General features: G+C 69.1%; 16 protein-coding genes. 8 read left to right on the forward strand and 8 right to left on the reverse strand.

Going from position 1 to position 17,065, the window contains the following annotated elements; translation table 11 throughout:
- The first annotated feature begins 63 nt into the window (after nucleotides 1-63).
- Complete coding sequence (gene acnA, locus AB0E94_RS29700) at nucleotides 64-2,850, forward strand: aconitate hydratase AcnA (RefSeq protein WP_360332642.1); 2,787 nt, start codon at nucleotides 64-66, stop codon at nucleotides 2,848-2,850.
- A 109-nt stretch (nucleotides 2,851-2,959) separates the two neighbouring features.
- Here acnA and AB0E94_RS29705 read toward each other — a convergent pair whose 3' ends face one another.
- Entirely contained in the window at nucleotides 2,960-3,550 is a 591-nt protein-coding gene (locus tag AB0E94_RS29705) for a sugar O-acetyltransferase (RefSeq protein ID WP_360332645.1), read from the reverse strand.
- 59 nt (nucleotides 3,551-3,609) lie between these two features.
- On the opposite strand from AB0E94_RS29705, the gene AB0E94_RS29710 reads away from it, so the two are divergent.
- Nucleotides 3,610-3,855 (forward strand): DUF2630 family protein, encoded by a 246-nt coding sequence (locus AB0E94_RS29710; protein WP_360332648.1) that lies wholly within the window; start codon nucleotides 3,610-3,612, stop codon nucleotides 3,853-3,855.
- Between the two features lie 39 nt (nucleotides 3,856-3,894).
- On the opposite strand, the gene AB0E94_RS29715 is transcribed toward AB0E94_RS29710, so the two are convergent.
- Both AB0E94_RS29715 and AB0E94_RS29720 read right to left on the reverse strand, forming a co-directional pair.
- A complete protein-coding gene (locus tag AB0E94_RS29715; protein ID WP_360332866.1) occupies nucleotides 3,895-4,779 on the reverse strand; it encodes an RIO1 family regulatory kinase/ATPase in 885 nt (294 codons plus the stop codon).
- 202 nt (nucleotides 4,780-4,981) lie between these two features.
- Nucleotides 4,982-5,629, reverse strand: a complete 648-nt coding sequence (locus tag AB0E94_RS29720; RefSeq protein ID WP_360332651.1) for an HAD family hydrolase — start codon at nucleotides 5,627-5,629, stop codon at nucleotides 4,982-4,984.
- Nucleotides 5,630-5,793: 164 nt separating this feature from the next.
- Between AB0E94_RS29720 and AB0E94_RS29725 the strand changes: the two genes are divergently transcribed.
- The 5 genes from AB0E94_RS29725 (at nucleotide 5,794) to mug (ending at nucleotide 9,410) form a co-directional block, all read left to right on the forward strand.
- Complete coding sequence (locus AB0E94_RS29725; RefSeq protein ID WP_360332654.1) at nucleotides 5,794-6,372, forward strand: helix-turn-helix domain-containing protein; 579 nt, start codon at nucleotides 5,794-5,796, stop codon at nucleotides 6,370-6,372.
- 5 nt (nucleotides 6,373-6,377) lie between these two features.
- Nucleotides 6,378-7,127 carry an SDR family oxidoreductase gene (locus AB0E94_RS29730; protein WP_360332657.1) on the forward strand — a complete coding sequence of 250 codons (750 nt, stop codon included), beginning with the start codon at nucleotides 6,378-6,380 and terminating at the stop codon, nucleotides 7,125-7,127.
- Nucleotides 7,128-7,187: 60 nt separating this feature from the next.
- Nucleotides 7,188-7,967 (forward strand): helix-turn-helix transcriptional regulator, encoded by a 780-nt coding sequence (locus tag AB0E94_RS29735; protein WP_360332660.1) that lies wholly within the window; start codon nucleotides 7,188-7,190, stop codon nucleotides 7,965-7,967.
- Nucleotides 7,948-8,709, forward strand: coding sequence for an SDR family oxidoreductase (locus AB0E94_RS29740; RefSeq protein WP_360332664.1), 762 nt, complete (start codon nucleotides 7,948-7,950; stop codon nucleotides 8,707-8,709). Before AB0E94_RS29735 ends, AB0E94_RS29740 begins: the two co-directional genes overlap by 20 nt.
- Nucleotides 8,710-8,822: 113 nt before the next feature.
- The gene (gene mug / locus AB0E94_RS29745; RefSeq protein ID WP_360332869.1) at nucleotides 8,823-9,410 is read left to right on the forward strand and encodes a G/U mismatch-specific DNA glycosylase; all 588 of its coding nucleotides are present in this window, start codon (nucleotides 8,823-8,825) and stop codon (nucleotides 9,408-9,410) included.
- A gap of 1,237 nt (nucleotides 9,411-10,647) precedes the next feature.
- Here the strand turns inward: mug and AB0E94_RS29750 are convergent.
- The 5 genes from AB0E94_RS29750 to AB0E94_RS29770 all read right to left on the reverse strand — a co-directional run bounded on the left by AB0E94_RS29750 (nucleotide 10,648) and on the right by AB0E94_RS29770 (nucleotide 15,831).
- Entirely contained in the window at nucleotides 10,648-10,863 is a 216-nt protein-coding gene (locus AB0E94_RS29750; protein ID WP_360332667.1) for a hypothetical protein, read from the reverse strand.
- On the reverse strand, nucleotides 10,863-12,731 hold the full coding sequence (locus tag AB0E94_RS29755; RefSeq protein WP_360332670.1) for an ABC transporter ATP-binding protein: 1,869 nt from the start codon (nucleotides 12,729-12,731) through the stop codon (nucleotides 10,863-10,865). Before AB0E94_RS29755 ends, AB0E94_RS29750 begins: the two co-directional genes overlap by 1 nt.
- Nucleotides 12,732-12,805: 74 nt before the next feature.
- Entirely contained in the window at nucleotides 12,806-13,597 is a 792-nt protein-coding gene (locus AB0E94_RS29760; protein ID WP_360332673.1) for an enoyl-CoA hydratase/isomerase family protein, read from the reverse strand.
- Entirely contained in the window at nucleotides 13,594-13,821 is a 228-nt protein-coding gene (locus AB0E94_RS29765; protein WP_020510159.1) for a helix-turn-helix domain-containing protein, read from the reverse strand. The genes AB0E94_RS29760 and AB0E94_RS29765 overlap by 4 nt, the downstream gene beginning before the upstream one ends.
- A 405-nt stretch (nucleotides 13,822-14,226) precedes the next feature.
- Nucleotides 14,227-15,831, reverse strand: coding sequence for an ABC-F family ATP-binding cassette domain-containing protein (locus AB0E94_RS29770; RefSeq protein ID WP_360332676.1), 1,605 nt, complete (start codon nucleotides 15,829-15,831; stop codon nucleotides 14,227-14,229).
- Nucleotides 15,832-16,102: 271 nt separating this feature from the next.
- Here AB0E94_RS29770 and AB0E94_RS29775 point away from each other — a divergent pair, with 271 nt between their 5' ends.
- Nucleotides 16,103-17,008, forward strand: coding sequence for a neutral zinc metallopeptidase (locus tag AB0E94_RS29775; RefSeq protein WP_360332678.1), 906 nt, complete (start codon nucleotides 16,103-16,105; stop codon nucleotides 17,006-17,008).
- Nucleotides 17,009-17,065 lie beyond the last annotated feature (57 nt).

The following is a 17,065-nucleotide window of genomic DNA, read 5'->3' on the forward strand; positions in this document are numbered from 1 at the left end:
TAGGCATACCTAACCAAGAGGTCGCCCTTTCGGTGCGAAAGACTTGACTTCCAGTCGCTGGGTGTGAAGGAGATGACGGTGGCCAGCCTCGACACCTTTGGTGCGAAGAGCGAGCTGCGCGTCGGAGACGCGAGCTACGAGATTTTCACGATCGACAAGGTGAAGGGGCACGAACGCCTGCCCTACTCCTTGAAGGTCCTCCTGGAGAACCTGCTGCGCACTGAGGACGGCGCGAACATCACCGCCGACCACATCAACGCGCTCGGCAGCTGGGACAAGGACGCACAGCCGAACGTCGAGATTCAGTTCACCCCGGCACGGGTGCTGATGCAGGACTTCACCGGCGTCCCCTGCGTGGTCGACCTGGCCACCATGCGTGAGGCCGTGAAGGACCTGGGCGGCGACCCGACCAAGGTGAACCCGCTCTCGCCGGCCGAGATGGTCATCGACCACTCGGTCATCGCCGACCTGTTCGGCCGCGAGGACGCCTTCCAGCGCAACGTGGAGCTGGAGTACCAGCGCAACCGCGAGCGCTACCAGTTCCTGCGCTGGGGTCAGACCGCGTTCAACGAGTTCAAGGTCGTCCCGCCGGGCACCGGCATCGTGCACCAGGTCAACATCGAGTACCTGGCTCGTACGATCATGGAGCGCAACGGCCAGGCCTACCCCGACACCGTGGTCGGCACCGACTCGCACACCACCATGGTCAACGGCCTGGGTGTGCTGGGCTGGGGCGTCGGCGGCATCGAGGCCGAGGCCGCCATGCTCGGCCAGCCGGTCAGCATGCTGATCCCGCGGGTCGTCGGCTTCAAGCTCTACGGCGAGGCCCCGGCCGGCACCACCGCCACCGACCTGGTGCTCACCATCACCGAGATGCTGCGCAAGCACGGTGTGGTCAGCAAGTTCGTCGAGTTCTACGGCCCCGGCGTGAGCGCCGTCCCGCTGGCGAACCGCGCGACCATCGGCAACATGTCGCCGGAGTACGGCTCGACCGCCGCGATGTTCCCGATCGACGAGCAGACCATCGACTACCTCAAGCTCACCGGCCGCTCCGAGCAGCAGGTCGCGCTCGTCGAGGCGTACGCGAAGCGCCAGGGTCTCTGGCTCGACCCGGACGCCGAGCCGGACTTCAGCGAGAAGCTGGAGCTCGACCTGTCGACGATCGTCCCGTCGCTGGCCGGCCCGAAGCGCCCGCAGGACCGGGTGCTGCTGAGCGAGGCGAAGGCCGCGTTCCGTGGCGCGCTGCCGACCTACGCGGCGCCGCACGGCCACGCCGACGAGGCCAGCGAGGAGTCCTTCCCGGCGTCCGACGCGCCCGCCAACGGTGTGCAGGACGACGCCGACAAGCCGGTCATCTTCAGCGCCGCCAACGGCGCCAAGGGCCGCACCTCCAAGCCCACCCTGGTCAAGGGCGAGGACGGCAACGAGTACGAGCTGGACCACGGCGCCGTCGTGATCGCCGCCATCACGTCCTGCACCAACACCTCGAACCCGCAGGTCATGATCGGCGCCGCCCTGCTCGCCAAGAAGGCGGTGGAGAAGGGCCTGACCCGCAAGCCGTGGGTCAAGACCACCCTGGCCCCGGGCTCGAAGGTCGTCTCCGACTACTACAACCGGGCCGGCCTCACGCCGTACCTGGACAAGATCGGTTTCAACCTGGTCGGCTACGGCTGCACCACCTGCATCGGCAACTCGGGCCCGCTGCCCGAGGAGGTCTCGGCCGCCATCAACGAGGCCGACCTGACCGCGGTCAGCGTCCTCTCCGGCAACCGGAACTTCGAGGGCCGGATCAACCCGGACGTCAAGATGAACTACCTGGCGTCCCCGCCGCTGGTGGTGGCGTACGCCCTGGCCGGCTCGATGGACATCGACATCACCACCGAGCCGCTCGGCACCGGCTCGGACGGCAAGCCGGTCTACCTCAACGACATCTGGCCGACCAACGCCGAGATCGACGAGACGATCGCGCAGGCCATCGGCGCCGAGGGCTTCAGCACCGCCTACCAGGACGTCTTCGCCGGCGACGAGCAGTGGCAGTCGCTGCCGACCCCGACCGGCAACACCTTCGCCTGGGCGGACGACTCCACCTACGTCCGGAAGCCCCCGTACTTCGAGGGCATGCAGGCCGACCCGAGCCCGGTGACCGACATCACCGGCGCCCGCGTGCTGGCCAAGCTGGGCGACTCGGTCACCACCGACCACATCTCCCCGGCCAGCTCGATCAAGCCGGACTCGCCCGCCGGTAAGTACCTCGCCGAGCACGGCGTCCCGCGCGCCGAGTTCAACAGCTACGGCTCGCGCCGCGGCAACCACGAGGTCATGATCCGGGGCACGTTCGCCAACATCCGGCTGCGCAACCAGCTGCTGACCGATGTCGAGGGTGGCTTCACGCTCAACCACCTGACCGGCGAGCAGACCACCATCTACGACGCCTCGGTCGCCTACCAGGAGGCCGGCATCCCGCTGGTGATCCTGGCCGGCAAGGAGTACGGCTCGGGCTCGTCGCGTGACTGGGCCGCCAAGGGCACCATGCTCCTCGGCGTCCGCGCGGTCATCGCCGAGAGCTACGAGCGCATCCACCGCTCGAACCTGATCGGCATGGGCGTGCTCCCGCTGCAGTTCCCGCAGGGCGAGAACGCCGCGTCGCTCGGCCTCACCGGCACCGAGACCTTCTCGTTCGCCGGCGTCACCGAGCTCAACGACGGCACCACGCCGAGCACGGTCAAGGTCACCACCGACACCGGCATCGAGTTCGACGCGGTCGTCCGCATCGACACGCCCGGCGAGGCCGACTACTACCGCAACGGCGGCATCCTGCAGTACGTGCTGCGCAAGATGCTTCGCAGCTGACATTGCCTGGTCAAGGCCCGCTTTCCGGTTCCGGGAGGCGGGCTTTTTCCATATCCGGTACGGCTACCCGCCCCCGCTTCACGAAAGAGGCGCTCACCCCGTACCAGAATCAGGGTTTGAATCCGGTCTTGTCGGCGTCGGTGATCTCACGCAGCACCCGGGCCGGGACGCCGGCCGCGATCACCCCGGAGGGGATCGGCTTGGTGACCACGCTGCCGGAGGCGACAATCGCGCCGTCACCGATCGTGACGCCCTGGTTGATGGTGACGCCGCCACCGATCCACACGTTGTCCCCGATCGTCACCGGCTTGGCGTAGCAGGCGCCGGCCGCCCGCTCGGCCGCGTCGATGGCGTGGTTGGAGGTGTAGATCCCGACCCGCGGCCCGAACAGCACATGGTCACCGATGGTGATCCCGCCGCCGTCGAGCATCACGCAGTCGAAGTTGGCGTAGAAGCTGTCCCCGACGCTGATGTTGAACCCGAACTCGCACCGGAACGTCGGCTCGAAGTGACACCCGTCACCGACCGACTTGAGCAGCCGCCGCAGAATGCCCTCGCGTTCCGCCTGCGGCCGCCCGAAGCTCCGGTTGTACTCGTCGGTGAGCAGCACGGTCCGCTCCCGCGCCTCGACGAGTTCGCTGGTCAGGTCGTTGTACATGGCCCCGGAGAGGATGTGCTCCCGCTGCTCGTCAAGCGTCACCCGGCGATCTTCCCACGGGTCGGCGTGGACACCCCGCCGGTGGTGAATAGGCTTCGGACATGGATGACAAGACCGTTCTGGGACGGATCAGCGAGCTGGTCGACGAGGAGCACAAGCTTCGCCGCCAGCTGAGCGATGGCAAGATCTCGTCCGACGAGGAGCACACCCGCCTCAAGGACCTGGAGGAGTCCCTCGACCAGTGCTGGGACCTGCTGCGCCGCCGCCGGGCGGCCCGTGACGCCGGCCACGATCCGGATGTCGAGCAGGCCCACAGCACCGCCGAGGTCGAGGGCTACATTCAGTGAGGTGAGCCGGGGCCGTGCGGCCCCGGCCCCAGCTGCCGGTCAGCGCAGGCCCGCCTCGAAGTGCAGGCGCTCGATCAGCTCGTCCTCGTCGATGGTCAGGCCCCGCGACCGGAACCAGCTCGCCACGTTGCGCACGTCCCGGGCGATGAACTCGCCCCCGCGCGGGTTGGCGATGACGTCGACGATCTGCGGCAGGTCGATCATGACGAGCCGCCCGTCGTGCACCATCGTGTTGTACGGCGACAGGTCACCGTGCGCCACCTGCGCCCGGGCCAGCACCGACAGCGCGTCGGTCATCTGCCGCCACAGGTCGGCCAGCTGATCCGGATCAGCCCGGACCTGGGCGAGGCGTGGCGCGGCCTCGCCCGTCTCCCAGTCGCCGATGAACTCCATCATCAGCTCGGTGCCGATCAGCTGGACCGGGTAGGGCACACAGACCAGGCCGCTCTCCTGCCCGATCTCCCACAGCCGGCCGAGCGCGCCGAATTCGGCCGCCGACCACTGCCCGGAGATCATCTCCTTGCCGAAGGCGGTCCGGTTGTTCATCGCCCGCATCTCCCGGGACCGGCGGACCCGGCGCCCTTCGAGATAACCGGCGTCGCGATGGAACATCCGATGGTCGCCGTCACGGTAGCGCTTGGCTGCCAGCATGCTGATCTTGTCGGTGCCCGGGATGGCCCGGCGCACCAGGAACACGTCGGCTTCCTTGCCGGTCTTGAGCATGCCCAGCTCGGTGTCGACCGCACCGTACTCGGTGCGGACCCAGTCGGGGCGAGGCTCGGGACCGTGCAGGGCGCCGTCCCACGTGGACCAGCGGTCGCCCTCCTCGGGCAGATCCGGGTCCTCCTGCAGGGCCGGCTCGATCCGGCCGCGCTTTACGAACGTGGGGTCGTCGTCGTCGAACTTCTTGCGCTTGCCGCGCATGGTGGTGGAGCCGTAAGAGTCGTGCTCGCGCACTGGAGGTTCTCCTCGGAGAAAGAAGTTTTCAGGGAAACGCGGACAGCAGGCATCACAACGACAGCCATCTGGTCCACCCCCTTCTTTCTCGTCGGGTCTTGCTCGTCAGGTCGTTCTCTACAGCGCGCCCACTCTCTCCGATCACGGCGGGGCGCGCAACCGAATTAATTCAGCGGTTCGCCATGATCGCGGACAGGCCCTGGATCACGTTACCGACCGCGTGGGTCGGCGCGAACCGGTTGTCCACCCACTCCCGCCCCCGGTGCAGCCACACGCTGGGCAGGCCGAGCGCCGCGGCCCCGCCGATGTCGGCCTCCGGGCTGTCACCGACCACCCACGCGCCGGCCAGCCGCATCCGCACCCGCTGGGCGGCGACCGCGAAGATCCGCGGGTTGGGCTTGCTCACCCCGCACTCCTCGGAGATCACCCAGTCGGCGACATAGCGGTCCAGGCCGGTGCGCCGGATCCGGGCGTCCTGCTGGTCGGCCGGCCCGTTGGTGACCACCACCGGCACCAGCCCGGCATCGCCGGCGATCTCCAGCGCGCAACCGACCATCGGGTCGAGGCGTTCAAAGGTCTGTGGACCGCCGTTCAGCTCGTCGACCAGATCGATCGACGAGACCCGCAGCCGGTAGCGCTCGCGGATCAGGTCGGCGAGGTCCCACCGGGAGGTCAGGCCGTCCGCGTCGACCGCGACGAGCCACTCCAGATCGTCCTGCGGCGCCGCGATCTCATCGAGGAACCCCTTCGCCCACAGCCGGAACGCACCACTGCGGTCAAGCAGGGTGTCGTCCAGAGCGAGGAAGACTAGAGGCACGCGCGCACTTTACGTGAGCATCACGGGAACCAACCAGCCCAGGACTGTTAACAAAACGCTGAGAGGATGACGAAATTCGCATCATCCGATCGTGGGTCACCCGGCTCTAGTAAGCCGTACGTACGGATTGCAAGAAAGTCCTGGCCCATGACACGATCAACGGTGTGCCCAGGGTGAGTCAGGACCAGCTCGATGCTCGACGCCACGAGATCCTCAGCGCGTCCCGCACGTGCTTCGCGCGGTTCGGATACAACGGCGCGACCGTCCACCGGCTCGAAGAGGCCACCGGCATGTCCCGTGGCGCGATTTTCCACCATTTCCGGGACAAGGAACATCTCTTCCTCGCGGTCGCCGAGGACGACGCCGCCACGATGGCTGAGACAGTCGCCCGTAACGGTCTCGTCCAGGTGATGCGTGACCTGCTCGAACGCGCCGGCAACAGCGAGGGCGACACGGCCGGGTGGCTCGGCACCCAGCTCGAGGTGGCGCACCGGCGGCGTACCGATCCGGCCTTCGCCAAACGGTGGGCGCAGCGGTCGGCCGCCATCGCCGACGCCACCCGCGAACGACTCCAGCGCCAGCGGGACGCCGGCGTGCTCCGCGAGGACGTGCCGGTCGAGGTCCTCACCCAGTTCCTCGAGCTCGCGTACGACGGGCTCGTCCTCCACCTGGCCACCGGCCGCCCGGCCGGCGAGCTCGCCGCAGTCCTCGACGTGGTCGAGGAAGCCGTCCGCCGCCACTGACCCCGATGCCCGGCAGACGCGGATCCGCCCTGGTCACGGGGGCCTCACGCGGGCTCGGCGCGGAGATCGCGCGGCGGCTCGCCGCCGACGGCTGGCCGGTGGCGGTCAACTACCTGCCCGATCCGGACGGCGCCGAACGTGTCGTCGCCGCGATCGTCGCGGCCGGTGGCACGGCCGCCGCATTCCGCGCCGACATCACCGACGAGACCGCCGTCGCGGATCTCCTGCCCGCGGTGCGAGACGTCCTCGGGCCGGTCCGGGTGCTGATCCCCAACGCGACAGGACCTCAGCCGGTACGGGCAGCGCTCGACCTGACCTGGCAGGACCACCTCGACCAGCTGCTGTTCTTCGTGAAGAGCCCGACCCTGCTGATGCGGGCGGCCGTCCCGGACATGCGCCGGCTCGGCGGCGGGCGCATCATCCACATCGGCTCCGACCTGCCCGAACGCTCCGCGCCCGGAATGTCGGCGTACAGCGCCGCGAAGGCCGCCCAGCTCTCCCTGACCCGCACGTGGGCCCGGGAGCTCGGTCCGCTCGGCATCACCGTCAACCTGGTGGCGCCCGGCTGGATCCCCGTCGAACGCCACGCCGGGATACCCGCCGACCAGGTCGACGACTACCGGCGAGACGTGCCGCTGGGCCGGATGGGCACACCCGCCGAGGTGTCCGACGTGGTGGCCTTCCTCGCCTCGGACCAGGCCCGTTTCGTCACCGGCGAACGGATCGCCGTGAACGGCGGCCATACCCTGGCGTAATGCCGGCGATTACCCACGAGGTAATGGCCGCCGTCCCGCGCGCCCGCCTACGCTGCCGGAATGAGCGAGGTGGGCAGGTTGCTGCGCGGCTGGCGGGACACCAGGCGGATGAGCCAGCTCGATCTCTCCGGCCGGTCCGGGGTGTCGACCCGGCACCTGTCGTTCGTGGAGACCGGCCGCTCCCGGCCGACCCGGCAGATGCTGCTGCGCCTGGCCGAGGAACTGGACGTGCCGCTGCGGGCCCGCAACGAGCTGCTGCTGGCCGGCGGGTACGCGCCCGCCTACCCGGAGTCCGAACTGGACGGCCCGCCGCTCGCCGACGTGCTGAGCGCGCTCCGCAACGTGCTGGCCGGGCACGCACCGCATCCGGCGATCCTGATCGACAGGCACTGGACGATGATCGACGGCAACGACGGGGTGGCCCGGTTCACCGCCGGATGCGCTCCCGAGCTGCTGACCCCGCCGGTCAACGTCCTGCGCCTGGCACTGCATCCGGCCGGCATGGCGAGCCGGATCAAAAACCTTCCCGATTGGCGTACGCACATCCTGCACCGCCTCGACCGGCAGGCCGCGGCGACGGGCGACCCGGTGCTGCGCGAGCTCCGGGCCGAACTGGCCGCCTACCCCGGCGGGGAGAGCACCGCCCACCCGGACGGTCTCGTCGTTCCGCTGCACTACGAGGACCTGCGTTTCTTCAGCATCACGACGGTGCTCGGCACACCGCGTGACGTGACCCTGTCCGAACTCGCCATCGAGGCGTTCCTGCCCGCCGACGCGGCCACCGCGACGGCGCTGCGGCGGGAGATGGCAGGATCGGGGCATGGACCTTGGGCTCGCTGATCGTGTCTACATCCTCACCGGGGCCTCACGCGGGCTCGGGTTCGCCACCGCGCAGGCGCTCGTCGGCGACGGGGCGAAAGTGGTCATCTCGTCACGTGACGGCGACCGGGTCACCGAGGCGGTCGCCGCGCTCGGCGGCCCGGAGCACGCCCTCGGGGTGACCGCCGACCTGTCCGACCCGAGCACCCCGCGTGAGCTGGTGCACGCCGCGCAGGAGCGGTTCGGGCGGCTCGACGGCGCGCTGGTCTCGGTCGGCGGTCCGGCGCCGGGCAGCGCGGCGAGCATGAGCGACGACCAGTGGACGAGCGCGTTCGAGACGGTGTTCCTGGGTTCGGTGCGGGCCGCCCGGACCTTCGCGTCGGCGCTGCCGGAGGGTGGCGCGATCGGCCTGGTGCTGTCCACGTCGGTGAAGACGCCGCTGGCCGGCCTCGGCCTCTCCAACGGTTTCCGTCCCGGCCTGGCGATGGTGGCGAAGGACATGGCCGACGAGTTCGGGCCGCGCGGCATCCGGGTGCTCAGTGTCCTGCCCGGCCGTTTCATGACCGACCGCAGCCGTGAACTCTTCGAATCGGCCGCCGACCCGGTCGCCGCCGCCGAAGCGGTCGCCTCCGGAATCCCGCTGCGCCGCATCGGCGAGCCCACCGAGTTCGGCCGGGCGGCTGCTTTCCTGCTGTCCCCCGCGGCGAGTTACGTGACGGGCGTGGCGGTGGCGGTCGACGGCGGCGCCCTCCGAACCCTGTGACCGCCCCCACTTCCCCCAGCACCGGCCGGGCGCCCCAGCCCACCACCGTGCCACCCGAAACCCAGCCCACCACCGCCCCACCCGAAACCCGGACCACCGCCGCCCCACCCGAGATCCGGCCCGCCGCCGATCTCTCGTCCAGGCGGCCCAGTGCCGACGAGGTGGCGGCGGCCGCTGACCGCACCATTCCCGACGTGGCGGGACCGGACCTGCTCGTGTTGTTCTCCGGCATCAATCCGAGCCTCTACTCGGCGGCGACCGGCCACCATTTCGCCCGCCCGGGAAACCGGTTCTGGCCCGCGCTGCACGGCGCCGGCTTCACTGACCGGCTGCTGCACCCATCCGAACAGCATCTACTGCCGGCCCTCGGCCTCGGCATCACCAACGTGGTCTCCCGGGCGACCGCCCGAGCCGACGAACTGTCACCCGAGGAGTTCCTCGAAGGCGGCACCCAACTCGCCGCACGGGTGGCCCGGCTGCGCCCGCGATACCTGGCGGTGCTGGGCGTGACCGCCTACCGCGCGGCGTTCCAGCGCCCGAAGGCCCGGCTCGGCCCCCAGAGCGACACAATCGCCGGCGTGCCGGTCTGGGTGCTGCCGAACCCGAGCGGCCTGAACGCCCACTTCCAGCTGCCGGCCTTGATCACCGAGTTCGCCGCTCTCCGAGCAGCAGCGACCCCAGCCCACCCACCGACCTCGTGACCGCCCACCGCCACAAACACGTCCTACCGACCTCGTAACCTCCCACCCGCAGACACCCTTCGCAGATCTCGCAACCTTCCGCCCACAGACACCCCTCGCAGATCTCGCAACTCTCCGCCCACAGACACCCCTCGCCGAGTTTGCGAGCCGTTCGCCCCCGATCCCAGCCATAGCCGCAGCCGCAGCCGCACAAGATCGACGAGGGGTGGGCACCCAGCAATTTTGTTAACTTTCACCCCGGGGGAAGCCGCTTCAAGGCTTTCGCCGCATCCGCGGTCAATCCCTCTGTCGTGCGACGATTTCCCGCCCACGCTTAGGCCATCGCACCGGTCACGCATGCAACCGAGACGCGAACCAGGTCGAAATGTTCATTTTCGCAACGAATTCGCGCCCGACCATTCTTGTAGATCTTGCACGATTCTCCGCGTTGGCGGCGATCTTGCACGAATCTCCGGGTCAGCAGCGATCTTGCATGATTCTTCACGTCTGGGCGCGGTATGTCGTGCAAGATCCACTGCGCCGGGGAGACCTTGCAACTTTCTTCCCGCTGGGATGTGGAAAGAGCTGCAAGATCGACGCGAGCGTGAAAACACGTGCAAGATCCGCGAGCGGCGAGCCGTGGGCGAGAAGACGTCATCCGCCTGAGGGCTGCCCTTATCAAGCAGAGGTGGCTGCGAATAAGGCTCAGAGGCATCCACGACTACACAAGTCTTCCGGGGCGCTTCGCGCCTGCCCCGGATGGGGAAAGCGGCTGTGGGCAGGCGTCATCGCGGGCTGTGGGCAGGCGTCATCGCGCCCTTACGCCCCCGCGAGATCGGGCGAGCCTCGCGTCATGGCCACAGTCACCTGCAGCTTCGCACGGGTCGGGCTTTGTTTTCTATCCAGATCGACTTGGACCCGCCGATCGTGAGGCCCACCGCGACCTGCCAGGCACGAAGCTGGGCGCGGGCCGTCGAGCGCAGAACTGCGCGCGGAACGCCGGGCGCAAAGCTGCGTGCGGGCAGCCGGGCCCAGGGCTGGGCGCGGGCAGCCAGGCGCAGGGCTGGGCGCGGGCAGCCAGGCCCAGGGCTGGGCCCGGGACGCCGGAGCGCGGATGGCCGGGTGTGGGTCTCATTCGGGCGGGATGATCGGTGGGACGGCCGGACTGCGATCGAATCGCCGGACCAGACTCGCCGCCCTCACGACGGGCATGCGGGGACCATTTCGAGCCTGAGCGGCTGGAAAGGGCCCGGCACCGTCATGGGCGGGTTCGGTCGTCGCCTGGCCGGGGTGGCAGGAGCCGCTGCTCGTGGACTGCGGTCTCGCGCCGGAACCGGTCAGCCGACGGATGCCACGCCTCGTCGATCGGCCCCATCACGCCGCCGCCGATCCCCCGGCGCCGGGCCCAGGCAGCGAACCGCATCAGCAACACGCAGATCAACGCGAGCGCCGCGAAGGTCACCAGGTAGGCCATCAGATCACCGCTTCTGTGAACTGGGTCCGGTACAGCGAAGCGTAGAGCCCACCGGCCGCGACCAGGTCCTCGTGCCGGCCGCGCTCGACGATCCGCCCCTCCTCCAGGACCAGGATCTGGTCGGCCTCCCGGATGGTGGAGAGCCGATGCGCGATGACCAGGGCGGTCCGGCCGCGCAACGCCTCGGCCAGGGCTCGCTGCACGGCCGCCTCGGACTCGCTGTCGAGGTGGGCGGTGGCCTCGTCGAGGATCACGATCGACGGCTGTTTGAGCAGCAGCCGGGCGATGGCGAGACGCTGTTTCTCCCCGCCGGAGAACCGGTAGCCGCGCTCGCCCACCACGGTGTCGAGCCCGTCGGGCAGCGCCCGGACCAGAGCGGCGATCCGCGCCCCGGTCAGCGCCTCCCACATCTGCTCCTCGGTCGCGCCCGGCCGGGCATACCGCAGATTCTCGGCAATGGTCTCGTGGAAGAGATGTGAGTCCTGCGTGACCACGCCGACCGTGTCCCGCAGCGACTCCAGGGTGGCGTCGCGGACGTCGATCCCGCCGACCAGCACCGACCCGCCTGTCACGTCATAGACCCGGGACACCAGCATCGACGTGGTCGATTTCCCGGCGCCGGACGGGCCGACCAGCGCGACCATCTGCCCCGGCTCGACGGTGAAGTCGAGGCCGGTGAGCACCTCCGCCTGCTCGGTCCGGTCGAGGGCGCTGACATCCTCCAGCGAGGCCAGCGACACCTGGTCGGCGCTCGGATAGCGGAACCGGACGTCGCGGAACTCGATCCGCCCCGACCCGGCCGGGACCGGAACCGCCCCGGGTTTCTCGGCGATGCCCGGCTCCAGGTCGAGCACCTCGAAGACCCGGTCGAACGAGACCAGCGCGCTCATCACGTCGACCCGGACGTTGCTGAGCGCGGTGAGCGGGCCGTAGAGCCTGGTCAGCAGCAGGGCCAGGGTGACGACGGTGCCGGCCGAGACGTTGCCGTGCACGGCGAGCCAGCCGCCCAGCCCATACGTCAGGGCCTGCGCGAGTGAGGCGACCAGCAGCATCGCGACGAAGAAGGTGCGGGAATACATGGCCTGCTGGACACCGATGTCGCGGACCCGGGAGGCACGCTCGCCGAACCGGGACGCCTCGGTGTCCGGCCGCCCGAAAAGCTTGACCAGCAGCGCGCCGGAGACGTTGAACCGCTCGGTCATCGTCGCGTTCATCTTGGCGTCCAGGTCGTACGACTCACGGGTGATCTCGGCGAGCCGTCGGCCGACGCGGCGGGCGGGCACGATGAACACCGGCAGGAGCAGCAGCGACAGGGCGGTGATCGGCCAGGACAGGGTGAACATCACACCGGCCGTGAGGGTCAGCTGGATGACGTTGCTGACCACCCCGGAGAGCGTCGACGTGAATGCCCGCTGGGCACCGACCACGTCGTTGTTGAGGCGGCTGACCAGGGCGCCGGTCTGGGTGCGCGCGAAGAACTGGAGCGGCATCCGCTGGACGTGGTCATAGACCCGGGTCCGCAGGTCGAGGATGATCCCCTCGCCGATGCGAGCCGAATACCATCTCTGGGCGAGCGACAGCAGCGCATCGGCGACGGCCAGCGCGGCGATCACCAGGGCGAGCCGGACCACCGCCGAGGCGGCGCCGGCGCCACCTGCGGTGATCGCGTTGATCACGTGCCCGGCCAGCAGCGGCGTGGCGACCCCGATGCCGGCAGCCAGCATGACGGTCAGCAGGAAGACCGAGATGTCTCGCCGGTACGGCACGGCGAACCGCACGATCCGCCGAGCGGTGCCCTTGCGCACCTGATGCCGGTTGACGCGATCCGCGCTCTGGATCGAGCGCAGCACACTCCAGCTCGTGGACATGTCTCACCTCCCGGGCGTCGTTCGACGGGCAGAACACATCCTGCCCCGTGGGTACGACAATCCCGGGAGGTGATCTACTCCCCGGAGCCCAGCAGTTCGCTGAGACGCCGTGTCTGGGCCTCACGTTCGGCCCGGTCCTGCTCCGCGTACGACCGCAGGGGCGCACCCGCCAGCAGGGCCTTGATCTCCGCGACCGCTCCCCGGTCCGCCGCCAGCACCGCAGCGGCCAGGTCGGACACGGTCGCGTCCAGGTCGGCACGGGCGACGACGGTGGTCGCCAGGCCGATCCGGTCCGCCTCGTCGGCGGAGATCCGCCGGCCGGTGACGCAGATCTCCAGCGCCCGGGACGGTCCGACCAGCTCGGTGAGCCGCTTCGTACCGCCCAGATCGGGAACCAGCCCGAGGGTGACCTCGGCCATCGAGAACCGTGCGTCGTCCGCAAGCACTCGCATGTCGCAGTTGAGCGCCAACTGGAAGCCGGCGCCGATCGCGTGTCCTTGCACTCCAGCAATCGTCACAATGGACGGACTACGCAGCCAGGTGAACGCGGTCTGGAACCCGGCAATGCGATCGGCGCACTCGGTGGCTGACAACTGCGCCAGCCGGGACAGTGAAGAATCGCCGTCGCCACGGGCCACCGACAGATCCAGGCCCGCGGAAAACGCGCGTCCCTCGGCTCGGACAATGACGACCCGGACGTCACCCGGCAATTTCCGGGAAATGTTGCCGAGCTCCGTCCACATCGCCGGAGTCTGAGCATTGAGAACGTCGGGCCGGCACAACGTCACCGTCGCGACCGGCCCGTCCTGTTCGTAGCGAACGCCTACCTCGTCGGTGGTGGTGGGCCCGGCGTTCCCGGCCGTCACGCCTTCTTGCGGCGGCGGGCGCCACCACGCTGGCGCAACTGCACGCCAGACTCGGTGAGCACGCGGTGTACGAATCCGTAGGAACGGCCGGTGGACGCGGCCAGCGCGCGGATGCTCTCGCCGCCGGTGTAACGCTTCACCAGGTCCTTGGCGAGCGACTGCCGCTCGCTACCGACGATTCGACGACCCTTCTCAGTACTGGTAGCTGTGCCAGTGGCTGCCATCTTGAATCCTCACGTCGCAGACAGTGCGGTCAGATACGGTCCCACCTATTACACCGTCTCGGACGATCATGCGCCAGGCATCTAGCCCCCGTGAACGTGCCCATTTATTACTGTCAGGAACTTGACGGTTACCACGGGCATCAATGTCAGACAGTTTGCGGGGAGCCTCTCGGGACCCATTTCCGCCCTCCGGGGCGGTCCCCCAAGACCATCGATCACCTGCGGAAACACTGGATCGAGGGGACCGCCTCGATCGCTCCGGAGAGTGCTGTGATCGCTCCATGGCGTGACACTCGACCTTGGTACGGACCGCCCGGCACCTGCCCGACCTGTTCGGAAACGCCCGAACATCGCACTGTCTGTGTGGGCACCAGTTGACAACTGAGGATCGACGACGATCGGACCTCAGGCCAGCTCGACGAGCTCCAGCAGATCGTCGCTCCAGGCGTCCTCGTCGCCGTCCGGCAGCAGGATCGCGCGGTCCGGCTTGAGCGCCTGCACGCAGCCGGCATCGTGCGTGACCAGCACGATCGCGCCCGGATAGTTGGCGATCGCGTCGAGCACCTGCTCCCGGCTGACCGGGTCGAGGTTGTTCGTCGGCTCGTCCAGCAGCAGCACGTTGGCGCCCGAACAGACCAGGGTGGCCAGGGCCAGACGGGTCTTCTCGCCACCGGAGAGCACCCCGGCCGGCTTGTCGACGTCGTCACCGGAGAAGAGGAACGCGCCGAGGATCTTCCGCAGCTCGGTGTCGGTCTGCTCGGAGCCGGCGCTGCGCATGTGCTCCAGGATCGTCCGGTCCACGTCCAGCGTCTCGTGCTCCTGGGCGTAGTAGCCCAGCCGGAGGCCGTGCCCGGCACGCACCTCACCGGTGTCCGGTTCGAGCAGGCCACCGAGCATCCGCAGCAGGGTGGTCTTGCCGGCGCCGTTCAGCCCGAGGATCGCCACCCGTGAACCACGGTCCACCGCGACACTCACGTCCGTGAAGATCTCCAGGGACCCGTACGACTTGGAGAGGTTTGCCGCAGTCAGAGGCGTCTTGCCGCACGGCGCCGGACTCGGGAATCGGACCTTGGCCACCTTGTCGGAGGTCCGGACCTCTTCGAGGCCGCCGAGAAGCTTCTCGGCGCGGCGAGCCATGTTCTGCGCGGCGACCGTCTTGGTGGCCTTGGCCCGCATCTTGTCGGCCTGCGCCATCAGGGCGCCGGCCTTCTTCTCGGCGTTGGCCCGCTCGCGGCGGCGGCGGCGCTCGTCGGTCTCGCGGGCTTCGAGGTACGTCTTCCAGCCCATGTTGTACATGTCGACGACCGAGCGGTTCGCGTCGAGATACCACACCTTGTTCACCGCGGCGTCGAGCAGCTCGACGTCGTGGCTGATCACGATGAGGCCGCCCTTGTGCTGCGCCATGTAGCCGCGCAGCCAGGCGATCGAGTCCTGGTCGAGGTGGTTGGTCGGCTCGTCGAGCAGCAGGATGCCCTTGCCGTTCTGCCCGGAGTTGGCGAACAGGATGCGGGCCAGCTCGATCCGGCGGCGCTGGCCACCGGAGAGGGTGCCGATCGTCTGGGCCAGGGCGCGCTCGGGCAGGCCCAGGTTGGCACAGATCCGGGCGGCCTCGGCCTCGGCGCCGTAACCGCCGAGCGCGGAGAACTGGTCCTCCAACTGGCCGTACCGCCGGACCAGTTTCTCCTCGGAACTCTCCTCGAGCTGGATCTCGAGTTTCTGCATCTCGGCGAGGATGGTGTCGAGGCCGCGGGCGGACAGGACCCGGTCGCGGCCGGTCACGTTCAGGTCGCCGGTCCGCGGGTCCTGAGGCAGGTAACCGATCTCGCTCGTCCGCTCGACCTGTCCCGCGTACGGAATGCCCTCGCCTGCGAGAACCTTGAGTGTGGTGGTCTTGCCGGCGCCGTTGCGGCCGACCAGGCCGATCCGGTCGCCGGGCTGCACCCGCAGGGTGGTCGGGGAGATGAGGATGCGCGCGCCGGCGCGGAGTTCCAGTCCGGTGGCGGTGATCATGAGGTTTCTCGCTCTCGGTGAGACGGCTGACTCAGGGCGCAGAAAAGCGCCGGCCATCGGATCGACGGTCGGCGCCGGGGCAGGTCAGCCTTCGCAGAGCAGCACCCGGCCATCTTACCGGGCGCCCGCGGACACCTCCCACCCGATTAATCCGGGGCGCGCCCGCGTGCGCCTCCGGGCTCGATTAATTCACAAGATCATCGGGTACTCGCCCGGCAACCGTGCTGAAGGCGGGTACTCGCCCGGGCAACCGTGCTGAAGGTGGGACGACATGGAACTCAACGAACGCGCCGACATCGACCCCGGATCGATCGAGGACGTCCGCGGATCGGGCGGCGGAGGCGGCATCGGCGGCCTCCCGATCGGCGGCGGCGGGCTCGCCGGGATCGTGGTGACCCTGGCCCTCGCTCTGATCGGCGGCTACTTCGGGATCAACACGCTGGGCGGCGGCGAGGAGAGCGCACCCAGCGGGAACTCGACCGAACAGTGCGCCAACGAGCAGGAACGCACCAAGCTGCTGGAATGCCGTAATGGGCTCTACGTCACATCGATCCAGCGGTACTGGCAGCAGGCCCTGCCGGAGTCGTTCGGCGAGCAGTACAAGGCGGCGCCCACACGCATCTTCTCCAACCGGGTCAGCACCGGCTGCGGCGCCGCCGACTCCGGTGTCGGACCGTTCTACTGCCCCGCCGACGACAAGGTCTACATCGACCTCACCTTCTACCAGGTGCTCGCCAAGGAACTCGGCGCGCCGGGCGAGTTCGCCCAGCCGTATGTGCTGGCCCACGAATACGGCCACCACGTCCAGGACCTCCTCGGCACCGAGGCGGAGATGCGCCGCCGCCAGGAACGTGACCCTGGCAACGCCAACCAGGAGTCGGTGAAGCTGGAGCTCCAGGCCGACTGCTACGCCGGCGCCTGGGCCCACTCGGCCGCGAACACCGTCGACAAGGACGGCGACAAGATCTTCACGAGCCTCACCGACGCCGACATCCAGGAAGGCATCCAGACCGCCGGGCAGATCGGCGACGACACGCTCCAGCAGCGTGGCGGTGGCGAGATCAACCCGGACGGCTTCACCCATGGCACGTCGGAGCAGCGTCAGCGGTGGTTCCGCGTCGGGTGGGAGTCCGGCGACCCCAAGAAGTGCGACACGTTCAGCGCCACGACCCTCTGAGTCTCCGTCTTCCCGGGCGTCTCCGGCTTTCGGCGTCTCCGGCTTCTTGGATGGCCC

Origin of the sequence: Actinoplanes sp. NPDC026670 (genome assembly GCF_040638175.1) — a bacterium.
Lineage (GTDB): Bacteria > Actinomycetota > Actinomycetes > Mycobacteriales > Micromonosporaceae > Actinoplanes.